Origin of the sequence: Plantactinospora sp. B24E8 (assembly GCF_039871735.1) — a bacterium.
Classification (GTDB): domain Bacteria; phylum Actinomycetota; class Actinomycetes; order Mycobacteriales; family Micromonosporaceae; genus Plantactinospora.
On sequence record NZ_JBDPMH010000004.1, the window covers coordinates 111968 to 134650 of the forward strand.

General features: G+C 72.8%; 10 protein-coding genes. 3 read left to right on the forward strand and 7 right to left on the reverse strand.

Annotation, left to right across the window (positions count from 1 at the left end):
• Positions 1 to 170: 170 nt before the first annotated feature.
• Entirely contained in the window at positions 171 to 725 is a 555-nt protein-coding gene (locus tag ABGB21_RS08720; RefSeq protein WP_347651176.1) for an acyl-CoA thioesterase, read from the reverse strand.
• Between the two features lie 273 nt (positions 726 to 998).
• On the opposite strand from ABGB21_RS08720, the gene ABGB21_RS08725 reads away from it, so the two are divergent.
• A complete protein-coding gene (locus ABGB21_RS08725; RefSeq protein WP_347651177.1) occupies positions 999 to 1673 on the forward strand; it encodes a hypothetical protein in 675 nt (224 codons plus the stop codon).
• 110 nt (positions 1674 to 1783) lie between these two features.
• A complete protein-coding gene (locus tag ABGB21_RS08730; RefSeq protein WP_347677259.1) occupies positions 1784 to 2728 on the forward strand; it encodes a hypothetical protein in 945 nt (314 codons plus the stop codon).
• A 163-nt stretch (positions 2729 to 2891) separates the two neighbouring features.
• Here ABGB21_RS08730 and ABGB21_RS08735 read toward each other — a convergent pair whose 3' ends face one another.
• A complete protein-coding gene (locus tag ABGB21_RS08735; RefSeq protein WP_347677261.1) occupies positions 2892 to 3515 on the reverse strand; it encodes a TetR/AcrR family transcriptional regulator in 624 nt (207 codons plus the stop codon).
• 237 nt (positions 3516 to 3752) lie between these two features.
• On the opposite strand from ABGB21_RS08735, the gene ABGB21_RS08740 reads away from it, so the two are divergent.
• A complete protein-coding gene (locus ABGB21_RS08740) occupies positions 3753 to 4466 on the forward strand; it encodes an SDR family oxidoreductase (protein WP_347651180.1) in 714 nt (237 codons plus the stop codon).
• Positions 4467 to 4529: 63 nt separating this feature from the next.
• Here the strand turns inward: ABGB21_RS08740 and ABGB21_RS08745 are convergent, their stop codons facing one another.
• The 5 genes from ABGB21_RS08745 to ABGB21_RS08765 form a co-directional block, all read right to left on the reverse strand.
• Complete coding sequence (locus ABGB21_RS08745; protein WP_347677263.1) at positions 4530 to 15353, reverse strand: hypothetical protein; 10824 nt, start codon at positions 15351 to 15353, stop codon at positions 4530 to 4532.
• 224 nt (positions 15354 to 15577) lie between these two features.
• Complete coding sequence (locus ABGB21_RS08750; protein ID WP_347651182.1) at positions 15578 to 15820, reverse strand: hypothetical protein; 243 nt, start codon at positions 15818 to 15820, stop codon at positions 15578 to 15580.
• Between the two features lie 103 nt (positions 15821 to 15923).
• A complete protein-coding gene (locus ABGB21_RS08755) occupies positions 15924 to 16412 on the reverse strand; it encodes a sigma-70 family RNA polymerase sigma factor (RefSeq protein ID WP_347651183.1) in 489 nt (162 codons plus the stop codon).
• A gap of 248 nt (positions 16413 to 16660) precedes the next feature.
• The gene (locus ABGB21_RS08760; RefSeq protein ID WP_347677265.1) at positions 16661 to 20056 is read right to left on the reverse strand and encodes a right-handed parallel beta-helix repeat-containing protein; all 3396 of its coding nucleotides are present in this window, start codon (positions 20054 to 20056) and stop codon (positions 16661 to 16663) included.
• Positions 20053 to 22644 (reverse strand): hypothetical protein, encoded by a 2592-nt coding sequence (locus ABGB21_RS08765; RefSeq protein ID WP_347677267.1) that lies wholly within the window; start codon positions 22642 to 22644, stop codon positions 20053 to 20055. The genes ABGB21_RS08760 and ABGB21_RS08765 overlap by 4 nt, the downstream gene beginning before the upstream one ends.
• Positions 22645 to 22683 lie beyond the last annotated feature (39 nt).

A 22683-nucleotide genomic window follows, 5' to 3' on the forward strand; every position in this document is an offset into this window, starting at 1 on the left:
CCGAAGCTCCTCCCTCGGCCAGCACGCCGGTGTGCTGGGCCCGATCGCCATCCTGCCGTACCCGACCCGCAATTCTGCGATCCGGAGGGCGGTGGAGGACGCGTGCCCAGCCCACACGGACCCGCCCCGGATCATGTGGGCCCGACACCCTCCGGGGTGTCCGACTGGCGTCAGCCGGCGGCGGGGAAACCGTCGTCACCCCGGTGGGCCTGGATCGCCCGGCGACGGGCCAACCGGTGTTCCCGGCGGATCTCCGCCTCGCGGAACCGCCGCTTGTCCTCCGTGCTCTCCGGCAGCACCGGACGGACCGGAAGCGGACTACCGGCCGCGTCCACCCCGACGAAGACCAGGTACGCCGTGGCCACCTCGATCGGCGCCTCCTCGGCACTGTCCCAGCGCTCGGCGACGACCCGTACCCCGACCTCCATCGAGGTGTGGCCGGTCCAGTTGACCTGGGCGTGCGCGTGCACCAGGTCACCCACCCGGACCGGCTCGGCGAAGACGATCTCGTCGATCGCGGCGGTCACCGCCGTACCGCCGAAGTGTCGGGCCGCCGCCGCCCCGGCCACGTCGTCGACGAACTTCATCAGGACGCCGCCGTGCACCGTGCCGTAGAGGTTGACGTCGACCGCGGTCATGATCCGGCTCAGCGTCACCCGGGAGTACGAGGTGGGCTTGCCCGCCGGCGGCGGGACCGGGGTCGACGGGGCGGAGGTTTCGGTCATGTCGGCAACGGTACGGGTCTGTCCGCCGGCTCCGCCCCGTCGCGTGACGTCGGTTACCCGGTCTCCGGCAGGCCTCCGGTCACCCACCCCGGGCGCGGTGTCCGGAGGAAGACCCTGAGCTGCCGCATGCTCCGGCCCGATGCCCGGCCCGGACCGTCGCGGCGCCCACCCCGGTGGTCACCGAGCGATCCATGACGGTGACTGGCCGCAAGATCGGTGCGGGCCTCCGCGCCGCCGGCTGACCGATTCCGGCGGAAGCGGTACGGTGCGCGGATGCGACATCTCTGGAGCTTCCTCGCCGGAGTGGTGGCGGCACCGCTCAGCTGGGTTCTGATCGCACTGGGTCAGGACGGGTCGGCCCGCACCGTCACCCGTTGGGTGGAACTCGGCACGTACAACACGGCCAACCTGATCCAAGGAGCCGTGTACCTCGCGGTCGCGGGCGTCCTGCTCGGACTCCTCGGCACGCTGCGGGTCTCCCCACTCGGTCCGCTCGTCGCGGGGCTGCTGCTCGTCGCCCCGTACGTCGGGCTGTTCATCGACCCGTTCACCGTGCGGGACGCGGTGCCGACGAACTGGGAGGTGTTCGGCGACCCGATCCCGCTGGTCCAACTCCTGGACAACGGCACGATGTTCCTGATCGGAGCCCTGCTGCTGATGGCGACCTTCAGCGTCCAGCGGTGGCGGCGCTGGCCACGCCCGGTCGTCGCCGCTCCGCCCGCCCCCACGCCCGCCGCGGAGGAGCCGACGCTGACCGACTGGTCCGTGCTGACCAGTCCGGTCGAACACGACACCAGGCCGCCGACGCTGGGATACCCGGAGGCGGACACCGAGCCGCTGCCGCCGCTGCCGCGCCGGGAGGCCGGCGGGTCCGGCTCGCCGTGGTCGGCGCCGCCCCGGGCGAGCGCCAAACGGGACGACGCGACGGACCGGAATACGGCAAGCTGAGGGGCCTCCGGGCGGGCCGTTCCGTCGGCCCGCCCATCCGGTACGGCGACGCCGGGGTTGCCGCGTCGGACTAGGGTGCGATCAGGCGACCGGCTGAGGAGGTTGTGGACGTGCGACACCTTGGATCGCTGCTCCTGGGGCTGATCAGCGTGCCACTGATATGGATGCTGAGCGCCTTCGGATCGTGGAAGCTCAACGGCGGACTGCTCGAGGAGAGTGCCGGAGACCGGTTCCTGGGCTTCCTGTGCCTGCTCGGCGTCGGCATCATCCTGGCCGCGATGCTGGTGCCCCGGATCTCACCGATCGGCCCGATCATCGCCGGCGGCTTCTACCTGCTGGTCAGCTTCTGGGCACTGGTCCACATCGAATCGCTCGCGAAGGTCATCCCGGACGATCTCGTCGGCCCGGCGGGGCTGATGAACGTACCGGTCGGCACGATTTCCATGCTGGTCGCCATCCCGCTGCTCGCCACGGCGGTGAGTCCGGACCGCTGGCGGGGTCGCGCCCGGTCGGCTCCCGCCGCCGGCTACCCCGGGGTGCCCGGTCAGCCCGGCCAGCCGACGTTCCCGCCCGGCCCGGCCGGTCAGCAGCCACCCGCCGGCCAGTTCCCGCCGGGGGGCCAGCCGCCGGCCGGCCAGTACCCGCCCGGCGCTCCCGCCGGTTATCCGCCGAACTTCGGCCCGTCGGCGCCGCCGAGCCACAGTCCGGCGGCCCCGCCGAACTTCCCCGCCAACTACGGTCCGGCCGCGCCGAACCCGCCGGCGGCCACCCCGTACCACGGTCAGGCCGGTCCCCCGGCTCCGGGTTCGGTACCCGGCCAGCCGGTGTCCGGCGTGCCCGGCTCGGCACCGCCGGTACCGACGCCCATGCCGCCGTCCTTCGCCCCGCCCGGGCCACGCCCGCCGACCTCGGCGCCTCCGGTGAGTTCCCCGGGTTTCGCGCCGCCGGCACCGCCCCGCTCGCCCGCGGACGAGACCACCCAGTTCGGCGGCCGTTCGGACGACGACGGTACGGAGGGGCCGACCCGCAAACTCGGCGACACCCGACCGTTCTGAGCCTCCACCCGTACCTGCCGCGACATCGGGGCGGTTCGGGGCGACACCAGCGCCACAGTCGACGCACCGTGGCGCCGACCGACCGGCTGGCCGTACCGCCAGGACGATGACGGCCCGGACACCGTGCTGCGGTGTCCGGGCCGTCATGGTCAGGCCGGCATCGTCAGGCCGTCGACGTGGGGACAGCGGCGTCAGGCGGTGTCTCGGTGATGGCCTCCCGGACGACCTCGAGGATCTCCTCGGAGAGCGGCGTCTGGCTGGTCGCCCGGGCGAGGGTCAGCGCGCCGACCATGGTCGCGAAGTCGACGATCGCCCGGCGGCGGGCCTGCTCCGGCGTACGGCCCGGTGTCTCCTGGTACGCCGTGAGCCGCTCGAGGGTGGTCTGGAGCCCGGCCGCGTACGAGGTCCGCAGTGGGCTGTCCGCCGGCGACCGGGCGGCGTCGGTGGCGAGTGCGGTGTTGGCGCAGCCGATGCCCGGTGAGTCCCGGTGCTCGGTGGAGAGATAGCGCCGCGCCAGGTCGGCCTGGGCCGTCGACGGGTCGTCCGCCTCTTCGGCCAGTTCCACCAGCAGGGCCATGATCTCGTCGAACGCCGCGGTGGCGGCGATGCCGACGAGTTCCTCCTTCGAGCCGAAGTGCTTGTAGAAGCCGCCGTGGGTGAGTCCGGCGGCCGCCATGAGTTCCTGCACGGTCATCGCCGTGGCGCCGCGCTCGCGGAGCAGCTTCGACGTGGCGACCACCACCTCGGCACGGTGCTTCGCCGCGTCGGCCCGTGACGCCCTGCCCATCTCGATTCTCCCTCCGCCTCCGGTCACCCGGCGACCGCTGTCCCCGGGTTTCTCCATCGCCGTCCGCCCCGGTAACCCGATGGCCGAGATTTAGATTACACCCAGCCTCTAACTGGCGCCCAACCCCGGCGACCAGGGTTAGATTACAGACGTCATCCGCGATCTCGACAAGGCATCGATCGGACAACCAGCCCGAACGTCACATCCTCCACGCCCTCCAGGCAGCAAGGGAATGGCATGAAGATTCAGGACTCCGTCGTATTCGTCACCGGAGGCAGCCGCGGCATCGGTCGGGCCCTGGTCACCGAGGTGCTCGCCCGGGGCGCGGCCAAGGTGTACGCCACCGCACGTGACCCGAAGACGATCATCTCCGACCCCCGGGTCGTCCCGGTACGACTCGAGGTCACCGACCCCGCCTCGGTGGCCGCCGCCACCGCCGACGCCACGGACGTCAACCTCCTGGTCAACAACGCCGGCGTCACCCTCAACGCGGACCTGCTCAACGGCGACCTCGCCGAGGTCCGCCGGGAAATCGAGATCAACTTCTACGGACCACTCCAGGTGACCCGGGCGCTCGCCCCCCGCCTGATCGCCAATCGCGGCCACCTGCTCAACATCCACTCGGTGCTCTCCTGGTACGCGGCCCTCGGCGCCTACGCCCCGTCGAAGGCGGCGATGTGGGCGATGACCAACGTGCTGCGCCAGGAACTGCACCCGCAGGGGGTGGGCGTCACCGGCCTGCACGTCGGCTGGGTCGACACCGACATGGCGGACCAGTGGGCCCCGGCGGACGTGCCCCGGTCCAACCCCGCCGACGTGGCCCGACTGGCCATCGACGGTGTCGAGGCCGGCCAGCACGAGGTGCTCGCCGACGACTTCTCCCGGACCGTGAAGAGCGCGCTGGCCCAGGACATCGCCGTGCTCTATCCGCAGCTGGCCGGCGACGCCTGAGCGGCGGCGTGGGTCGAGGGCGTTGGACCGCCGGATCCTCGACCCACGCACCGCCGGCAACAACTAGGTCGGCGGCTCGATCCCCAGATTCCGCGCGGCGTCGCGTACCTGCCGGGCCACCACCGTCGGCTCCGTTCCGGCGGACAGGGCTCGGATCGCGATGTTCAGGAGCTGCTGGAACCGCGGGTCACCCGCACCGAGCACACCCTGGTACGGACGGACGATCGCGTCGGCGGTCAGGAACAGGTTGTTCCGGGCCTGCAGCCCGGTCATCGGCTGTCCGGGCGGCTGCGCCGGCGGCACCTGCGGGGGCAACGGTGCCGCGGGCAACGGTGCCGGCCCGGCGTACTTGAGCAGGCCGGGAACGACCTCCACACCGAACCGGGCGCTCAGCCGCCGGGCCACGTTGTTGACCCAGCGGATGTTGTCCTCGGGGTTCAGGTCCGGCCGGACCTTACCGCTCATGTACCGGCCCGACTTGTCGTTCAGCTCCCACCGCTCGGTGCTGGGGTTCCACGCGATCTCGCCGCTCACCCGGGCCGACGACACCTCCGTCCCGCCCCCGCCGGCAAAATCCGCCGCGATCGTCGGGTGTCCCTTGCTGTTGAGCGACTCCTTCAGCTCCTCCAGCGTCAGCGTGAACGGCTCGCCGTTACGCGCCGCCGCCGCCCGCATCGAGTCGAAGAGTTGCTGCCACTCCGCGTCCTCCACCACCGTACGGATCTTCTCCGACCCGATCCGGATCTCACCGGCGGCGTCGACCGAGTAGTGCCACAGGGCGTCCTTGCGCTCCAGCAACTGCGGCCGGAAGTCACCGATCCGGTACCACAACGGGTTCAACCGCACCCGACCGTCGGCGTCCTGCTCTGCCGGCTTCACCTTCTTCGGCCCGGCGAGCGGACCGTACTCGTGGTCCAGATCGGTGCCCGGCGGCACGTCCCACGGCGCCGGCTCGGCCGACTCGCCCGGCAGCCCGGCGGCTCGCCTGCCGGGCGGGACCGGCGGCGGCTTCGGCAGGTCGGCGTGTTTCAGCAGTACGGGGTCCACCTCGACCCCAAGTCGGGCGCTCAGCCGCTCCGCCACGTTGCCGACCCACCGGGACAGGTCCGCCGGGTTCAGGTCCGGCCGGACCTTGTCACTCATGTACCGGCCCGACTTGTCGTTCACCTCCCACCGGCTGGTCTCCGGATTCCATCCGAACTCGCCGCTCACCCGCCCCGACAGCACCTCGGTCGTGCCGCCGCGGCCGAACCCCGCCGCGATCGTCGGATGCCCCTGGCCGTTGAGGGACTCCTTCAGCTCCGCCAGCGTCAGCGTGAACGGTTCACCGTTACGCGCCGCCGCCGCCCGCATCGAGTCGAAGAGTTTGTCCCACTCCGCGTCCTCCACCACCGTCAGGATCTCTTCGGAGCCGATCCGGATCTCGCCGTCGGCGTCGACCGAGTAGTGCCATCGCGCGTCCTTGCGCTCCAGCAACTGCGGCCGGAAGTCACCGATCCGGTACCACAACGGGTTCAACCGCAGCCGACCGTCGGCGTCCTGCTCTGCCGGCTTCACTTTCTTCGGCCCGGCGAGCGGACCGTACTCGTGGTCCAGATCGGTGCCCGGCGGCACGTCCCACGGCGCCGGCCCGGTCGACTCGACCGCCGGCCGGGAGTCGGTGGCCGGCTGCGGCACCTCCGGCGGAACGACCACGGGCGACGGACGGGTCGGGACCGACTCGGCGGGCCCCTCGTCGATCAGCACCGCGGCAGCCTGGTCCCGTCGTCCGAGGTACGAGGTGAGGTCGACCGGCAGGGTGTCGGTCGCCGACCGGGCGAACGCGTCGGCGTATCGCCGGATCCGCAACTGCTCTTCGGCGGGGCGCGACGACAGCGTCTCCGCGACGAGTGCGGGGTGCGGCGTCCGGGCCGTTGGCGTCCGGGCCGTCGGCGTCCGGGCCGGTAGCGTCCGGGCCGGGGCCGACGGCCCGCTGCGCACCGCCGGGGCCGGATCGCCCGGGTCGTCCGCGTACTCCAGGTCGTCCGCGTACTCCAGGTCGTCCATGTCGGGGTTCTCGGGAATGCTGGAGAGCACCGGGATGGACGGCGGCGCCACCCGGTCGGCGACGGCCACGTGGTGTGCGTTGAACTCGTCGAGCCCCCGGTAGTGCTGCTGGGCCAACTCCCACCAGCGCCGCTCGGCCGCCTTACGCCGTTCGGCCGCCTGCTGCCACCGGAGTCGGGTTCCGGCGTCGACCGACGAGCCGCTCGCCTCGGTGGCGACGATGGCGTACCGGGCGGCGTCCTCCGCCTCGCCCTCCTTGACAAAATCGCTCTCGGCCCTGGCCAGTTCGCTCTCGTGCCGGAGGATCTCCGCGAAGCGGTCGTTCGCGTCGTCGGGCGCACCGTAACCGTCCAGGCCCAGCACCCGGCGGGCATGCTCCGCCGACATGCGCAGCACGACCCGGACGTTCTGCCGGGCGGTGGAGGACACCTGCCGCTCGCCCCCGACCAGTTGTGGCAGCGTCACGTCCACCACGGGCTGACATTCGTACTCGATGGCGACCGACCGGCTCTCCGGCTTGACGTTGCCGAAGGCGGTCGCGGAATTGCCGCCGCCGACGGAGAGTTCCACGGTGTCACCGCCGACGGCACCGCTGTTGCCGGTCTCCAGCGGCTGGTACGCGTCGCCCATGTAGCCCCGGCCCAGCACCAGCCGCGGCGCGTGCTGCGACTGGCTGACCAGGTTGGACCCGCTACCGACCTCGTCGGTGTGCTGGGTCACGTGCTCGCGGTAGACCGACGAGTCGACGTCGGCCAGCCGCGCGGCGACCGGCACCAGGCCAACCCTGATCATCGCTTGTTGGAACAGCAGTTGGGCACTCGGCACCGGGGGCAGCACGAGCCCGTCCGCGGAGAGTGCGGCACCGGCGTTCGGCAACAGCAGCTCCGGGCTCAGGCTCTCGTGCACCTGGTGCGCGCCGACGTACCCCGGTTGCCGGAGCCGTCGGGCGGCGTCCGCCAGGGCCCCCTCGGTGGTCCGCTGGATCTCGACCGCCCCGGAGAGATCCTCGGGTACGAACCGTGGCGGCAGCAGGAGCCTGTGGTGGCTCTGCCAGCCCGGCTCCGGCCCGGGCCCGGCCGTCGGGTGGTACGGCACCGGCCGGCCGGGCCAGTTCGGGTCGGCTGGTGTCCTCCGGGCACGCAGGCCGGCGGCCCACCGGTCGACCCTGATGGCTTCCGGGGTCCGGACCGGGATCACGCCGCCCGGCACCGGCTCGCCCCGGTGGTAGATCCGCAGTTGGAACCGTGGGGTGAGGGCCAGTCTGGCCTTGACCCCACGACCGGAGCTGATGCCGGAGGTCCGTTGCTCCGACTCGGAGGTCGTGGTGTTCGAGGTGACGTTCACCAGGCTGTACTGGTAGCCGGGGCCGATCGCCGCCTGCTGGCCGTTCTCGTTGATCACGCCGGCGCCGGCCGCGCCGGCGAAGAGGCCGTCGCCCCGGGAGCGCCGGTCCAACCGCGTCTCCCCGATCACGCCCGTGGTCCGCAGGTCGATGTCGTTGTGGTCGGCGACAAAACGCTCGAAGCGTACGTCCCGGTCGGGGTCGAGCGTCGCCTCGATCCGGACGTCGTACTGCAGTTGCCGGAAGGTCTTCGGCAGGATGTGCATCAGCGACACGCCACCGTCGAAGAGGGAACCCAGTCTGCGCTGCAGGCCGTCGGACGACAACGCCCCGGCCGCGCGGCGACGGTTCAGCATCGGATCGTCGAGCCCGTTGCCGGTCAGCGAGTCCAGCAGCAGTCCCGCGATCCGGCGGCGCTCCTCCGCCGGATCGGTACGGTGGTCGCCGGACAACGCCCGCATGATCCGCCGCGACCACGGCTCCGGGCCGGCCCCTCGCGCCGTGTCCCGCAACGCCTCGACCACGGAGTCGAACAGCGTCGGCACGTGGTGGAGGGTCTGCAGGCCCAGTCCGGGTGACCGGTCGTCGGGCAGGCTCAGCCCGGTCTGCCGTACCTCCGGCGCGATCGGGTTGTCCCGGCGTACCGACGCCGAGTTTAGCAGTCCCGCCCTGATCGCCTGCTCCTCGGTGAGCCGCAGGTAGACCGCGTTCGTGATCACCGCACTGTGCCGGGTCGTCTTGTGGTGTTCCCAACCCGCCGGCTGGAACGGCGCCGGCACCAGCGACTTCGGCAACTCGGCCGGATTGGTCACCTCGGCGACCGCCGTCGCCCGGAGGTCGGCCACCACCAGGTACGTCCGCTTCCTGCCCTTACGGTTGTTGACGTTGCGTTCGATGCTGCCGCCGACCTTGGTACGTGTCCGGGTCAACCGCTGGTACGGCATCCACTGGTACCCGACCGTGCCGGTGCCGCTGCCACCGGACGGGTCCGTCCGTTCGGTGGGCTTGCGCAGGGTGAGGCTGAACTGCGCCCGGGCCATGATCTGCCGCACCCTGGTCCGGCTGTGCCAGACCTGGACGCCCCCGCTGGGGGCGTGTTCGGTGGTGATCTCGGACTGGTTCGGCACCAGCCGCGGGTTGACCAGCCGCCCGGCGAGCGCCACGTCGAGCCGGCCGCCGCCGGCCTCGGTGGTGATCGGTTCGAGTTCCCAGCGCTGCTCGGTCATCGCGGCCAGGTTCGCCTGCTGACGGTTGACGGAGAGGCCCTCGGTGAGGTCCGCCCAGACCGGCATGCCCTCGACCAGACCCGCGTCACCGCGTACCCCACCGAGCCGACGCTCGGACGCCCGCTGCACGGTGCCCTGCGGACCGTCCGCCGGTGTGCCGAACCGTGGCCGGGGCGCCGGCTCGGTGTACCGCTGGGTGTCCCGCACCGCGCGCCGGGCCAGGTCGAGCACCAGCTTCGCCCCCGGCATCGACTCGACGTAGTCCCACGCCTCGACAGCCCGCTCGGGGCCGGTCCGGCCGCTCGGCGGGCGGTCGACGAAGTCCCGTACGGTGCTCAGGTCGGTGGCCGTCCGCCGGGCCAGTGCCCGCACCTCGTGGTCCCGCGCCTGCACCGGTCGGTCGACGACGGTGTCCGGGACGGCGCTCCCGGCGTAGAGGACGTCCACCGACCGTCGCTGGCTGATCCGGTACCGGGGGATCCGTTTGTGCGCCACCTCCACGGTCCGCCGGCTGAACCCGCCGCCGGGGACCGGCCGGATCGCGGTGATCCGCCGGCCGACGCCGAAGAACCACGAGCCGACCGCCCGGCCCAGTCCCACCTTGTACGAGTACACCCGGACCGTCAGTTCGAGGTCGCCACGGAACCGCTCCGAGTCGGGCGTACCGCCGTGCAGCGCGGTGCGCTGTCCGCTGACGTCCACCCCGCCCTGCCGCGCCCACCGGCCCTGTACCTCGACCGCCCCGCCCGGGCTGAGGCTGACGTTCAACGCCTGTCCCGGATGTCGGTCGATGAAGCCGCCCTCGACGGCCACCGCGGCCCGCAGTTCACTGCCGGCCGCCGTCCGGTCCTGCCCACCCGAGGCCTGGTAGTTGCGGACCGCGACGTTCTTCTCCGGGCCGACGTAGCCGGGCGCGGTCGGATGTTCGGCGGTCACGTGGATCACGACGTGCCGGGTCTGGAACAGACTCCGCCGGGTCAGCTTGACCGCCACCCCGCCGCCCAGCAGCGTGGAGTAGTTCTGCCGCAGCGCCGACGGGGAGAGCGCGTAGTCGAGTTCCGCCTGGTTGCGCTGCCGCTCACTGGCCGAGCTGACGAAGAACATCCGCCTGGGGACGTGCGCGTCCCGGCTACGGGGCAGGAAGCCGCCGCCGATCCGGCGGACCAGGTCCCGGGTCTGGGTGTGCAGTGACTGGAACTGGCTCATGCCGTACGGCATGGCGTGTCCGCCCGACCGGGCGAACGGTGGGGCCGGCCGGGCCGTGGGACTGCTGTCCACCGTGCCCGTGCCGGCACCACCGGCCGACGTCGACGCGGTGGCCGACGGTGTGGTCGGGGCGGTGGTCGACGGCGCCCCGCGCAGCAGTTGTTCGGCCTTGTCGGTGGGGATCCGGGTCAGCACCGTCAGGTCGAGGACCACCGGACGGACGGCCGACCGGAACGGCTGCTGGAACGCGTTCACCCGGGCCGTCGGATCGATGGTCACCCGGAACCGCACCTTGCTGAGGACGTTCTTCACGTCCTTGAACTCGGTGCCCGTCCGGGAGGTCGCGGTCTGCCGGACGCTGGTCGTGGCGTTGCGCCGGAACAGCGCGCTGAGCCGCAGCTGTACGTAGGCCATCCCCCATCCCCAGCGGATCGGTACGACGCTACCGCCTCCACCGACGCTGCTGGTGTGCTGCTCACGCCCGCTCCAGCTCACGCCGGGCTGCCACCGGAACGACGACTTCGCGACGTCGGCGATCACCTCCATGCCGGTGACCTCGGAACTCATCCCCAGCATGACCGCCTGCCGGCGGGACGGGCTGACCACCAGCGGCGAGTGCACCGTCGACTCCAGACTCGGCAGCAGTTGCCCGAGCAGACTCGGCTCGCTGAGCAGCCCGCGCAACTGCTCCCGGCTGAGCGAACCGGCGTCGACGGTGCCGGTACGCCTGAACCGGCCGATGATCGACTCGACCAACGAGTTCCAGGACCGGACCGGGGTCGCCGTGCCGTCCACCACCTCCCAGGCGTCGAGCAGACGTACCACGCTGGCGTTCTCCGCCACCAACGCGTTGTCGAACGCGCCCGTCCTGACGTGCCCACCGGGCCGCTGCCTCGCGGTGGCGATGTCGTCGGACACCCGGAACCCGATCTCGGCGGTGACCTGGTTCCGCAGCGGCGGGTACGTCACCGGCGGCGCTCCGGTGCGGGCCGGTTCGTACGCCGGCGGCGTCACCGGCGGGTCGGCGCCGATCCCGCGCGCCGTGACGGTGAACCGCACCTGGGAGAGCAGCAGGTGCGAGACGCCACCGCTGCGCACGTTGTGCGAGTCGAAGAGGTTGACGCTGGACTCGCTCGTCTCGGCGGCCTGGGCCACGGCGATGTCGATGCTGGCCCCGCCACCCGGCCCGAACCTGCCCGCGGCGGCCCCGCCGACGCCGACCATCAGGCTGTCGCCGGCGGTCTCGGTGTCCCGCACCGTGGTGTTGACATCGTTGCGGGTGTCGTACTTCGCCTTGTCCGGCTTCTGGTCCAGTCGCCGCTGCCCCTGTTCCAGCCTGGTCGGGGCGACGGTGACGGAGTGCCACCTGCCGAACCCGTCGCGTACGTCGAAGGTTCGACCGCCGGTGGTGAAAAAGGACTGGAGATCCTGGCGCAGCGCCGCCTCGATCGCGGAGGTGTCGACGTTGATCCGCTCCCGGTTGCGCCGGTCGAGGCGTCCGAACCTCGGGCGGGTCCGGGCCCGTACCTCCTGTTCCACCACGGTTCGCAGGTCGGTGACGAGCTGTTCCGGGTCGGTGGCGCCGTCCGCCTCGTACACCAGCTCCGGATGTTGCTGGTAGAGGCCGAGCTCCTGGGCGGGGTCCGGTGGTGGGCCCGACGGCGGCCCGCCCGATCGTGACGGAGCCGGGCCCGGCTTGACCGGACCGGTGCCCGCCCCCTCCCTCACCGGCGTCTCGGCGAACCTGACCTGGCGCTGACGCGGTGGCGGCGCGGCGGACGTCCGGGAGGTGCGCGTCCGGGTTTCCGGCTGCTTCCGCTCCGGAACGACCCGCGTTCCTGACTCCGGAACGACCCGACTGCCTGACTCCGGGCCCGACGGCATCTGCTTGGCCGGACCCGACCTGACCGGACCCGGGCTCTGCAGACCCGGCTTCGACGGCATCCCCCTCGACGGACCCGGGCTCGACGGCACCGAACCGATCCCGTCGAAGCGGCGCCGCAGCGGTGCACCGTGCCGGGCTGTTCCCCCGCCCGGGACGATCTCGTCGTTGACGACGTCGAAACCCTCGCCGCCCTGCCCCCCGGGCACGAACAGCAACCAGGACCGACCACTTGCCGAGACGACCTCCCCGGGGTGGTCCGGCAGCCCGACGCCCACCTGGTCCGGTGGCGCCAGTACGTCCCGACCGGTCGCGTCCGCGAGCCGCTGCGCGAGCCCGCCGGGCAGACTGCCGCTGCCACAGGCGACGAGCGTCATATCCACGTCGGGCGGTGCCAGGTCCCGCACGATGTCGGCAAGCTGCGACCCGTCCAGTTGCACCTCGCGAACGATGCCCTCCGGCGTCCGGACCGGCACGGTGACGAACCGGCCGACGCTCGCGGTGTTGCCGTCACCACGTACCAGGATCGGGAAACCCGAGCCCGGCGGCAGCACGTCGGTCTCCGGCAACTGTGCCGACAGGTCGGGCGTGAGCAGCATCAGGCCGGGCCGACCGCCGGGGATCCTCCGCACCAACAGTTCGGCACCGTCGACCCGCCACCGGCCCCCCGACTTCAGCACCGACGTCGCGGACGGCGTCACCGTGTCGTCGTCGCCGTCCAGCCAGACACCCCGGCGGCTCTCGGCGGGACCGGACGGCACCGGACGGGCACCCGGTAACGGTGTACCGCCGGTCGGGCGTGCTCCGGACCAGCCGGCCGAAGCCCGGGTCGCCCGCCGGGCCGCCCGGCTGAGCGGGAGTCGGGCGCCGTGGCCGATCCGTCGTTGACGGATCGACGGTCCGCTGGTGGAGCCGCCGGTCCAGCCGCGATTCGCCGGCGGGTCCGACGCCCGGCCCGGTGCACCGGCGGGGCTGGCGGTCGGCGCGGCACCAGGCCGCGCCGCCGGGTCCGGCTGGTCGGGCCGCGCCGCCGGGGCAGCCTGGTCCGACCGCGCCGCCTCCGGCCTCCGGCCGGGGGTCGGGTCACCGGCCCCGAGCTCCGGAGTGCGCCGTACCGGCGCCGGCCCCGACGGCAGGTCCGACGCGGCGTGTGCGGATGGCCCGCTCCGACTGTCGGCGCGCGTCGGCTCCGCCAACCCCACCCGGGGTACGACGTCCGAGCGGCCGATCCTCGTCTGTGTGGCGGCCGGGTCCACGGCGGTCGTACCGGCACCACCGGCAGCGGCCATCGACGTCACGCCGGCGGTCGTACCGGTGCCAACGGCGGTCGACGTCACGCCGGCGGGGCCCGGCCCGCCGAGGTTCGAGGTGACAGCGGAGTTCAGCGGCGGCACCGGCTCGGACGGCGTGACATCGGAGACCGAGGCAGGGACCGGCGGCGGGGGCGTGGCACCAACCCACACGCCATCCGCCACGGCACCGGGGTCCGGCGGCGTCACCGTCCCAGCCGGAGTCGGGACCGTCGACGGGGAGATCACCGACGGCGTGGGCCCCGGGTCCGCCGCGTCGGGTCGCTCCGCCGTGGGAGTCGACCCCGAAGCCGGCGGAGCCGACCCGGAACCTGGCGCGGTCGACCCGGAAGCCGGCGGCGGCGCCCCGGTGAGCGGCGCAGATCCCTGGAACGGCGCAGACCCCTCCGGGACCGGCGACGTCGGCTCGGGACCCGGGCCCGGTCCGGACGGTGAGCCGTCTGTCACCGGGTTCCTGCTCCCCTGGGTGCCGGGGACATCCGAGGGGAGAACGACGGCGTCCCCGGGCCCGGCCGGCTGGTCCGACCGGTCGGGGTCCACGTCGACCCCGGCTCCGACGCCGGAGCCGGACCCGACGCCGGAAGGCAGATTCGGGATTCGGGTCGGTCCGCCGCCGGCCGGCGAGGCGGGGCCGTTCGTCGAGTTTCCCGTACCGCCGCCGGAGACGTCGGGCCCGCCCGAGACGTCCTGCTCACCCGGAGTCGACGGTTGTCCGGGAGACGCCGCCGGTGGCTGGCCGGCCGTCGAGGGTGGGGAACCGTCCGCCGGGTCGGACCGGGTCACGTCCTCCCCGTCGCCGTTCCCGCTGTCGTTGCGGTGCCGCAGGGTGTAGCCGATCGCCGTACCTGTGCTCTCGGCCAGGGCGGAGAGCCCGCCCGAAACGGCGGTCACCGGGATGGTGCCGACGTTCCACTCGCCCTCGGTCATCAGTCCGTACGTGCCCTCGGTGATCACCTCGGCGGTGGCCTCGTGCGCCACGTCGCTGGTGAACCCGGACAGGGTGGGCTTGTCGGGGGCGCGGTAGAACATGCCCCCGCCGCCGACGTCCGTGACGTCGTCGCCAGCGTTCCGGGCGGCACCGCCGGCGACGTTACCCGTGCCGTTGTCCGCCGTGTTCCGGACGACACCCGTACCCCCGAGGCCGCCGGCCACGTCGATCACCTCGTCGGCGGCGCCCCGGAACAGGTTGCGGGCGCCCTTGGCCAGGTTTCCGATCCCGTTCCCGGCGGGGCCGAGCAGCATGCTGACCGCCCCGCCCAGGGAGCCGACCGCAGCCGCGTCGCCGGTCAGCTTGGTGTCGATCCCGTCGCGGTGTCCCTGTTGGATCTGCAGGGCCTGCACGATCAGGTCCATCAGGACCTGCATGCCGATGCCGACGACCTGGCCGAGTACCACCGCCATGATCAGCTTGGCCAGCCACAGTTTGATGCCGAGCCGGGCGACGAACAGCCGCTCCGCGAGCAACTCCAGCACGTTGGGAAAGAACCACGCGATGGCCAACGCGACCGCGATCTCGACCATCAGCTCGACCAACGTCGCGATGATCATGAGTTTGGTGTACTCGACCTGGGTGGCCGTGTCCTCGAGGCCCTCCCCCAACCGTCGTACGTACTTGCCGGCGAGGCTGAGGTAACCGGGCTCGCGGATGAACTCCTGCATGGCGTCGACGAACGCCCGCTCGGAGTCCCCCTGTACGCCCTCCCGAATGCTGTTGACCGCGCTCACCAGCATCGGCAACACCTCGTCGATGCCGTCCGCGGTCTCCCGGTGCACCACACCCAGGTTGCGCAGCTTGTCCTCGTTGGTGCCGGGGAACTCCTCGCCGGCGAGCCACCGCAGGAAGCTGGCCAGATCGTCGGACACCTCGATGGCCATGACTACCGCCACCTCCGCCGGGCCGGCCGCGACAAGGAGGACAGCTCACCGCAACGAGGGAACAGGCACCTTTCGGCGGGTTAACCCGAGGAAAACTGGCGCTGAAGAACTCGTTCACCCTGTTCAGGGGCGCGCGTCGGGGCGTACCCGTCCGGCCCGCCGTGGTTGTCGAGGCGGATTCGTGCTGGCGCCCACGCCTCGGGCGACCTCCAGGTGGCGCCGACTCAGTTGTCGGCGGCGCCGCCGGCGGCCACCTCGTCCGGTGCGACGTGCCCCAGGGCGCTCACCAGCGGACCGAGCGCCTCGCACTCGTCCTGGCAGGCGACACAGCCGGTGAGGTGGCCCTCGAAGGCGACCACGGCGTCCGGGGCGAGCGCACCCATCAGGTACGGCCCACAATCTGCGCAGAGAGCGTCGTCGCCCTCGCCGTCCTCGATCATCAGCGCGTCGGACCTACTCGGTGACATCGCCCGCGATGGGCGACTGGTCGGGGTGAGCCCACCTCGCCCCGGTGACGTGCCCGCAGCGTACCCGCTCTTCACCAGGTGGCGCGGCGCACACCCGCCGACGTCAGTCCAGGTCCGTGGGTCCGATCGCGGCCCGGAGGGCCCGAAGCGCGTAGTGCGCCCGGGACTTGACGGTCCCCTCGGGTATGCCGAGCCGGGCGGCGGCCTCGTCGGTCGAGCGGCCCTGGAAGTACAACTCGTTGAGCACCGCCCGATGGGCGGCGCTCAACTTCGGCAACGCCCGCCGGACCGTCTGCTCGGCCACCACACACTCCACCAGGTCACTGCGTCCCGGGATCCCGGTCAGGTCGATCACCCCGACCTCGGTGGGTCGCGCCTGTCGGGCGCGGGCCGCGTCGATGGCGATCCGTCTGGCGACGATGAAAAGCCACCGGCGGACCGACTCACCCTCGGCGGGTAAGCGGTCGAGATGCCGCCACGCCTGCAGCATTGTCTCCTGGAGCAGATCTTCGGCAAGGTGTTGTTCACCCCACGTTAACCGAAGCAGGAATCGATAGAGCGGCTCGGCGTGTTCGACGTGCAACTGACGCATTCGCGCCTGCGCTCCCGCAGTATCGACCGGTCCCGCGCCATCGGTTCCGGTTCGGGTCTCCTGGACCGTATCGCAGGGGTTGGCCAGTGCAAACACCGAGTCGCCCTTTCACCGGATCGCCGTGACTGTCTGGCACGCGCCACCCTCCGGCCTTGTGAACCGGCTGCGGCTCCGATGAGCATACGATCGACTTCACCCCGATCAAGCAAATGTTCAGCCAATTTATCGGGGCATGCGGGAGCAGCCTTTTATACGACCACCGGCGCCGTGGGCACCAGATCCTCGACCAGCAACGTCCTCAGCTGGTCCACAGTGGGCGCACGCAGCGAGCGGAGTCGGCCGGCCTGCCGGGTGACCGCCTCGTCGAGCACCTGCCGGGCGTAGCGGCCGTTGCCGAAGGAGCGCGTCTTCGGCACCCGCTCGAAGTGCTCACGCAGCGCCACCAGCGTCCGGCCGCCGCACTCGTAGCCGCTGGCCGAGGCCAGGCCCTGAAAGATGGCCACCAGGTCGTTCGCGTCGTAGTTGGCGAAGTGGATCCGGCGGGAGAACCGGGACGCCAGACCCGCGTTGGCGGACAGAAACTCCTCGATCTCCTCCTCGTACCCGGCGGCGATCACCACCACCTCGTCCCGGTGGTCCTCCATCAACTTGACCAGCGTGTCGATCGCCTCCCGACCGAAGTCCTGCCGGGCATCCGGCGGCGCCAGGGTGTACGCCTCGTCGATGAAGAGCACCCCGCCCCGGGCCCGGTCGAACGCCTCCCGGGTGCGTTGGGCGGTGTGCCCGATGTACTCACCGACCAGGTCCGCCCGGGCCACCTCGACCAACTGCCCACCCGCCAGTACGCCGAGCGCGGTCAGCAGTTGGCCGTACAGCCGGGCCACCGTGGTCTTACCGGTGCCGGGCGGCCCGGAGAAGACCAGGTGCCGGGAGACCGACGGTGCCGGCAGCCCCGCCTCGACCCGGGTCCGGATGGTGGCGAGCAGGTCGATCATGTCGGCCACCTCGCGCTTCACCGCACTCAACCCGATCATCCCGTTGAGTCGGGCGAGCAACTGGTTGACCTCGTCGTCGCGGGCCACCCCCGCCGGTCCGCCGCTCTTCGCCACCTCTCCGAGGTCCTGCGGCAGAAGCTGCGCCAACTCCACGCCCGACGACGAACCGGCCTCCGACAACCGGAACGCCTGCCGCCCGACCATCTCCTCGAACACCTTCCGGGCCACCCGGGCGTTACCGAAGTTCGCGTCCCGGTCCATCCCGTCGAACAGCCGGGCCAGGGCCAGCCGCGTGTCGTACTCCAGCGAGTAGTGGTGCGTGCTGCACAGTCGCTCGACGATGGTGACCAGTTCCTCGGTCGAGTAACTCTCGAACTCGACCGACCTGGAGAACCGGGAGGCGAGCCCCGGGTTGGAATCCAGGAACGAACGCATCTGGGCGGAGTATCCGGCGACGATCACCACCACCTCGTCGCGGTGGTCCTCCATCAGCTTGACCAGCGTGTCGATCGCCTCCCGACCGAAGTCGTGGCCGGAACCGCCCTCCACGGCGGCGAGCGTGTACGCCTCGTCGACGAAGAACACCCCGCCCCGCGCCTCGTTGAACCTCTCGGTGGTCTTCACGGCGGTGCCGCCGATGTGCTCGGCGACCAGGTCGGCCCGGGACACCTCGACCAGCTGGCCGGTCCGCAGCACGCCGAGCGCGGCGAGAATCCGCCCGTACAGGCGGGCCACGGTGGTCTTGCCGGTGCCCGGAGCACCGGCGAAGACCATGTGCCGGGACATCGGCGGCGCCGGCAGGCCGGCGGCCGCCCGCCGTTGGCCGACCCGGTGCAGTCCGACCAACGTCGCCACCTCACGCTTCACCCCGGCCAGCCCGACCAGCCCGTCCAGCTCCGCGAGCAGCGGCGTCGCCGGGTCGACCGTGGGCCGGGTCAGACCCTCCGGTCCGACGGCCGCCGGCTGGACGCCGCCCACCGCGTTCCCCGGGTCGCCCGGGCCGGGCGTCCCCGGTACGACGGAGGCCGGCCGCCCAGGGGACGGATCCTCCCGGGGCGGCTCACCGGCCGACACCGGCCGGGCCGGCGGCGCGGTCTCCTGCTCGTCCACGTCGAGCGCACTGCTCGGCACCACCAACCGGATCCGCTCGCCGCCGTTGTTGACGATCGTGGTCGTCCGTACCCGGACCCGTTCCACCGTCTCGACCAGCAGGCCGTCACCGGCGTTCCCGACCAGTTCGCAGCCGTCGAGCCGGCCGGACGAGCCGGGGCCGAACCGGACTCCCGGCCCGCCGCTGTCCTGGACCCGGGTACGCCGCAGGGTCAGCTCGGCGTCCTGCCGCAGCAGGATTCCCGCGTCCCGGGCCGCCCGGAAGTCACAGGCGGTCACCGTTGCCGTACCGCCAGGGGCCAGCAGCAGCGCGTTCGTGCCGCCCCGGACCGTGGCCTCGTCGACCGTCAGGGCCGCGCCGCCGGCGACCAGGAAGCCGCCCGCCCGGCAGCCGTCGACCTGACCGCCGTGCACGGTCGGCCGGGCGCTGTCGGTCACCCGTACACCGTGGTCGGTGCAGCCGGTGATGGTGACATCCTCGACCACCGGAGACGCCGAGCCCTGGACCAGCAGACCGACCTGTCCACCCCGGACAGTTGTGCCGCGTACCGTGCCCGCCGCGTCGGCCTCGAACAGCAGGCCCACCCCCACACCACCTGACACCCGCCCACCCTCGATCCGGGGCGTCGCCGAGCCGCTGACCGCCACCGCGGCTGCCCCGGTTCCGTCGATCTCCCCGTCGGTGAACTCGCCGGTCGCCGACTCCAGCACGTACAGCCCGTGCCCGGCCGCACCGTCCACCCGGCACCGACGAAGTACCGGGTTCGCGCGGTCGGTCAGGACCACGCCGTGCCCACCGACAGCCCGGACCTCACACTCCTCGAACGTGGGCGTGCCGCCGGCGACCAGGACACCCGCGCCCGGCGTGTCGTGCACCGTCGTCCGTACCACCCGCACGGCGCCGTCCCCCTCGACAGCCACCCCGGCACCCTCGACGGCGCTGATCCGGCAGTCCTCGACGCGGCCCCGGCCGCCCCCGGTGGAGAGCACTCCGACGCCCCGGCCGTCGGTCACGGTGCAGTGCCGGAACACCGGGTCGGCACCGCCGGCGATCACGATTCCGGTACTGCCGACGCCGCGTACCTCGGTCCGGACGACCGTGCCGGTGCCGCCTCCGTCGACCAGGAAGCCGGCCCCGGCCGGGTTGTTGACGCGGCAGTCGGTCATGTCGAGACGGCCGCCGGGCACGTGCACCGCCACGATCCCGGCTCCGACGACCTCACAGTCGACCAGATGCAGCGTGCCACGACCGAGCTGGATCGCGGGCAGGTCGGCGCCCCCACCCCGGACCGTCAGGCCGCGTAACGTGCCCACGCCACCGGCGGCGAACACCGCCACCCCAGCTCCGCCGTCGATCGTCACGGTGCCCGGGCCGTCTTCGGCGGTCACGGTGACGTCCCCGGTCAGCCGTACCTGCTCGCGGTACGTGCCGGGCTGGACGACGACGGTGGCCCCCGGCCCGGCGGCCCGCACGGCGTCCGCGATGGTCGGCAGGCATCCGGGGTCGGTCTGGGACACCAACAGCATGCTGTTACTCACGCTTCTCCACCTGATCCGGCAGCGCCGCCGGTGGATTCCACCGGCGGAGGGAAAGGTCGCCCGTTGTCGTCCAGCCCCGGGGCGAACCGCGACGGCGCCGCGTCGGTAGTAGCACCGTCGTCGGCCCGGGGCACCGCCCGCAGTTGGGCCAGGATCCGCTCCGGGTCGTCCCGGACGGCCCGGCCCGGCGTACTCCGGAGGGCACCGAGATCCCGTAGGAACACCCGTACCGGCCCGGCGCCGTCGCCCGGGCCGTCGACGGCGAGCACCAGGAACCGGCTCCCCGACGCGAACAGGCCACCTCCGGTGCCGGTACCGGCGCCGAGGCCGGCGAGGCGGCGGGCGCTGATCGACCAGATGGCGAATTCGACGCCGGACTCCGGGGGCCGACCGGGCCGCAGGTCCACGTCGACGAAGGCCGGCTCGACGAGTACGTCGCCGGGGCGGTATCCGGCGACGTACCCGGAGCCGGCGGGACCGGGCCGGAAGACCGGACCGAACACCGACGGCATCCGGTGCAGTCCGTAGCTGGCCCAGCGGGCCAGCAGCCCCAACCGGGTGACCTGCTCCACCGGGCCGGCGCCGCGCAGCACCTCGTTGACGAGATCACGCTCGCCGTCGCAGTACGCCCGGACCGCGACCAGCCCCGCGGTGAGGTCCGCGAGGCCGCCCGGTGTGGCACGCAGTCCGGGCGACTCGGCCAACGTCCGGGTGACCACCCGCGCGTGGGCGTCGTACCGGCCGCCGACCGCCGACCGCAACGCGGGCCGCTGGGCGACGACCGTCTCGACGTCGGCCTCGGAGAGCCAGCGTGGAGACACGGACGAGGCGGCGACAAAACCACCGGTCCCGGGGCCGGGCGCCGGTACGACCTGGCCGGGCCCGTTGCCGTCCGCCTCGGACAGCTCGTCGCTCATGGACAGCCCGGACAGCCCGGACAGCCCGGACAGCGTGGCCGCGGTCGGGAGGGTCGAACCGGCGGCGACGATGCTGCTCTCCGGCACGAACGTGCCACCGGTGACCTGGTCGACCGTCGGCTCGGGCGGCCCCGCCGGGTCGGCACCTGGCCCGGCGGGCGTGGCGGTGCCGGCGGCCGGGGCGGGTACGACGGTCGCCACCCCGGCGCCGGCGCCCGGCAGGGCCGTCGGCGACACCGGTCCGGGCAGCACCGACATCTCGGCCACCGGTGTGGCGCCGAGCGTCCGCCAGCGCTCCGGATCGAGCAGGTCGACGATCGCCCGGCCCAACACCACCGGCTCGGTCCGCGGCGGCACCGGCTCCGCAGGACGGGGTGCTGACGTCGGATGCCCGGAGGTCGCCCCTGCATGACGGGGTGCTGACGTGACGGCGCCGAACGTCAGCACGACGCCACCGGACACCGGCCGGGCGTCACCGGACACGACAACAGGCAGTGGCGGCAGCACCGGGCCGAGTGCCCGGACCTGACGCGGCGGCCGTCGGTCACCCACCCGCACCGGCCGGGGACTCCACCGGCGGAACGTGCCGGAGGTCCTGAGCAGACCGGTGGCGGACAACTCCACCGCCGCGTCGGCGGCGTGGACCGGGACCCCCAACGCGTCGGCCAGTCCCCCGTACAGCAGGTCGGCGGCCGCTCCGCTGACGGTGACCCCACGGGCGACGACCACGACCGGCTGACGGGTGTCCCGGTGGCAGGAGGCGAGCATCCGGGCCAGCGCGCGGGGGGACTGCGGGCGGCCGAGGACCTGGAACCCGGTCACGCTGACGCCGACCTCGACGACAAAGCCGGCCAGGGCGGCAACATTCCGGTTTCCTGGCCGTTCGAGGAACGACCAGCCGGCGCGGGTGCGTACCCCCGGCAGGTCGGTCGACGGCGGGGTGACCGCCGCCTCGGCCCGGGGCGCCGCGGCCGTCGGACGGGCGGGCCGCCACACGACGTCCGGGCGTGTCCGGGGTACGACCGCGAGCCCGGCGTCCGCAGCGGCCCGTACGAGCCACCAGGATCCGCCCGCCGGCCAGTTCCAGCGCCCCGGACCGGTCGACCGGGCTCGGGCCGGCGCCCCGACCGCCGGAGCCGGCTCCGGAGCGGCCGGCGCCGCCGGGGAGACCGGCGACTCGACCGGGGCGGCAAACGACGGCCCGGTCGGCGGCCAGGCAGCAGCGGGCCGGGGCGCCCCGCCGGGCGGACACCGTACCCAGGTCGGCTCGGCCGGGTCACCGGCCGGCCGGAGGGTGCACCCGTCGGGTGCCAGGGCCAGTCCGGAAACGGGTAGCAGGACCTCCTGGCCGACCCACTCGGCCAACCGCCGCGCCGCCGGTACCACCTCGACCGATCCCGCGTACCCGCCGAGCGCGATCAGGCGGACCGCCCCGATGCTGCCGCCGAGGTGCTCGACCAACAGGTCCGCGACGAGTTCGAAGAAGTCCTCCCGGCCGGTGACCGGGGGTGCGCTCAGCACCGCCGCCGGTCCGGACTCCGCCGGAACCGCCGTGGCCAGCGCGACCAGCGGCTCCAGCGGGTCTGCCGCGCCGCGCAGGACGAGCACGTCACCGACGGCTTCCACGGCGACCCCGGCCGTCCGCGCTGGATCGGACCAGCCCTCGGGCATCGGGCAGATCTCCTCGTTTCGACGGACCGGACAGGGGAT